The 1808-nt window shown below is 72.1% G+C and carries 4 protein-coding genes; 1 reads left to right on the top strand and 3 read right to left on the bottom strand.

Going from position 1 to position 1808, the window contains the following annotated elements; translation table 11 throughout:
• Nucleotides 1–75: 75 nt before the first annotated feature.
• The gene (locus ABZ454_RS38780; RefSeq protein WP_359544126.1) at nucleotides 76–753 is read left to right on the top strand and encodes a class I SAM-dependent methyltransferase; all 678 of its coding nucleotides are present in this window, start codon (nucleotides 76–78) and stop codon (nucleotides 751–753) included.
• Here ABZ454_RS38780 and ABZ454_RS38775 read toward each other — a convergent pair.
• The 3 genes from ABZ454_RS38775 to ABZ454_RS38765 all read right to left on the bottom strand — a co-directional run.
• Entirely contained in the window at nucleotides 731–925 is a 195-nt protein-coding gene (locus ABZ454_RS38775) for a hypothetical protein (RefSeq protein WP_359544125.1), read from the bottom strand. The two genes, ABZ454_RS38780 and ABZ454_RS38775, sit on opposite strands and share 23 nt — an antisense overlap.
• Nucleotides 922–1602 carry a hypothetical protein gene (locus tag ABZ454_RS38770; protein WP_359544124.1) on the bottom strand — a complete coding sequence of 227 codons (681 nt, stop codon included), beginning with the start codon at nucleotides 1600–1602 and terminating at the stop codon, nucleotides 922–924. The genes ABZ454_RS38775 and ABZ454_RS38770 overlap by 4 nt, the downstream gene beginning before the upstream one ends.
• A partial coding sequence (locus ABZ454_RS38765; protein ID WP_359544123.1) for a hypothetical protein occupies nucleotides 1599–1808 on the bottom strand: 210 nt, incomplete at its 5' end. The genes ABZ454_RS38770 and ABZ454_RS38765, both read right to left, overlap by 4 nt.

The raw sequence follows: 1808 nt of genomic DNA, 5'->3' as shown, positions 1-1808 counted from the left end.
GACTTTCACGTACGTCACGGGTGCGCCGTCGGTAGCGTGACGCCTCTGGAACCCGTCTCTCCCCGGAGGATTCACATGTCCAGCGCCGCCCCCCTGACCGCAGCCGAATATTGGGACAAGTACAAGCCGTACCGGGGAGAGGGGGCCCAGCAGCGCCCCGCGGCGGCCCGCTTCGACTGGACCGGCGTGGACAACCGCGGGCCCGGGGCGGAGATCCTGGGCACCCCGAAGACCGCTCTCGACCTGGGGCCGGCCGAGGGCGAGAACGCGGCCTTCCTCACCCGCGCCGGCGTCGAGGTCGTCGGCGTGGACTTCTCGCCCGTCCAGGTCGCCCGCGCCCGCAAGTTCTGGGGTGACGTCCCCGGGCTGGAGTTCGTCCACGCGGAGGCCTGCGCCTTCCTCGACGACGACCTTCGCTTGTGGGACGCGATCTATTCGACGTGGGGTGCAGCGTGGTTCACCGACCCTGAAGACCTGTTCCCGCGCGTTCTGCGGCGTCTCTCGCCGGGGGGCATCTACGCCTTCTCCCATCGAGAGCCGATCGCCGGCCAGTACGGCGCGCAGAAGATGGGCGGCAAGTGGCTGGAGGGCCGCGAAACGGAACTGACCGTGCATCGGTGGCAGTACAGCGCCCCGCAGTGGGCCGACGTCCTCAAGCGCCACGGCTTCACCGACATTCAGGCCGAGGTGCTTCCCAACCCGGACGCCGGCGCCCTGGGCACGCTTCTGGTCAGGGCGTGCGCTCCTCGGTGACCGGGCCGTGCTCGGCGACGAGGACGCGCCAGCGGATCCAGTGGGAACCGGTGGACGTCCAGCGGGTCGGTCCGCGGGTCCACCGCCGGCCGGTGCTGTCGCGTACGGCGGTGACACCGGCCGGCGCCTGGAACGACCCGGGGCCGTCGGGCCGCCAGGATCGGGCAGTCACGGCTGTTCGGGGAGGTCGAGGATGTGGTTCTTCCACGCCTCGGTGGCGTAGCGGCGCCACCGCACCGGCGGGGAGGCCCAACCGCATGCGCACCGCAGGGTGCTGGGGGCGTCGTTGTCCCCGTACTGCCAGCGGGGCAGGTGCGGGCCGGGGGCCACGGTGACGCCGACGAGGTGTGCGTGGTCGGGGCAGATGTCGCCGTCGAGCGGTCGCACCATCAGCCAGCCCTTGCCGGACCAGGTGGGGCGCTCGGGGGTGCGCCCGCACAGGGTGGCGTTGATGTCGTACTCGTGCAGGCAGCCGGGGGCGACGCAGTGCCGCAGGATCGGTTCGTTGAGGCGTGCGGTGTGCGCGGCCTCCAACTCGGCGGTGAGCCGGTCGACCTCGGCTCGCAGGGCATCTATCTGCTCCTGCTGTGCGGTGGGCCGGCCGTCGATGCTGCGCTGGTAGGCATCGCGGTACGCCTCGCAGCTCCCGGCGTGGCCGGTGCAGGTGACCGGGGTGTCGTCGGTCAGTGCTCCCTGCGTGGCGGACTGGCCGCACAGGGCAGGCCCGGTGACCCACTCGCCTATCTGGGGCAGCCACCTCATCAAGGACAGATGGACGCCGTCGGGCTCGCCCTGGGGGGTCTCACACGAGACGGGGACGAGGCGGGGGCTGCGGTCGGGGGACGTCACAGCGCCTCCCCGTCGAGGGCGTGCCAGGGCCCGTAGTACTGGGCGTCGTCGTCCCACGTGCGCACGACGCGCCACTTGGCGTAGGCGCCACACTCGGGATACTCCGCAAGGGCCCGTGCTACCTGCCGGCGGGCGTCCGCCTCGTCGCGGGCGCTGTCGACGCCCCACCCGCCGACGACCTCGTACTCGCGGTCGTCGGTGCCCTC

This window comes from Streptomyces sp. NPDC005803 (assembly GCF_040630435.1).
Taxonomy (GTDB): domain Bacteria; phylum Actinomycetota; class Actinomycetes; order Streptomycetales; family Streptomycetaceae; genus Streptomyces.
The sequence above is the reverse complement of the archived record's forward strand: the minus strand, read 5'-3'. Positions and strand labels throughout refer to the sequence as shown.

What these genes read in the sequence shown, in the direction of transcription:
- ABZ454_RS38780 (WP_359544126.1), top strand. Translation starts at nt 76, where the DNA reads ATGTCCAGCGCCGCCCCCCTGACCGCAGCCGAATATTGGGACAAGTAC.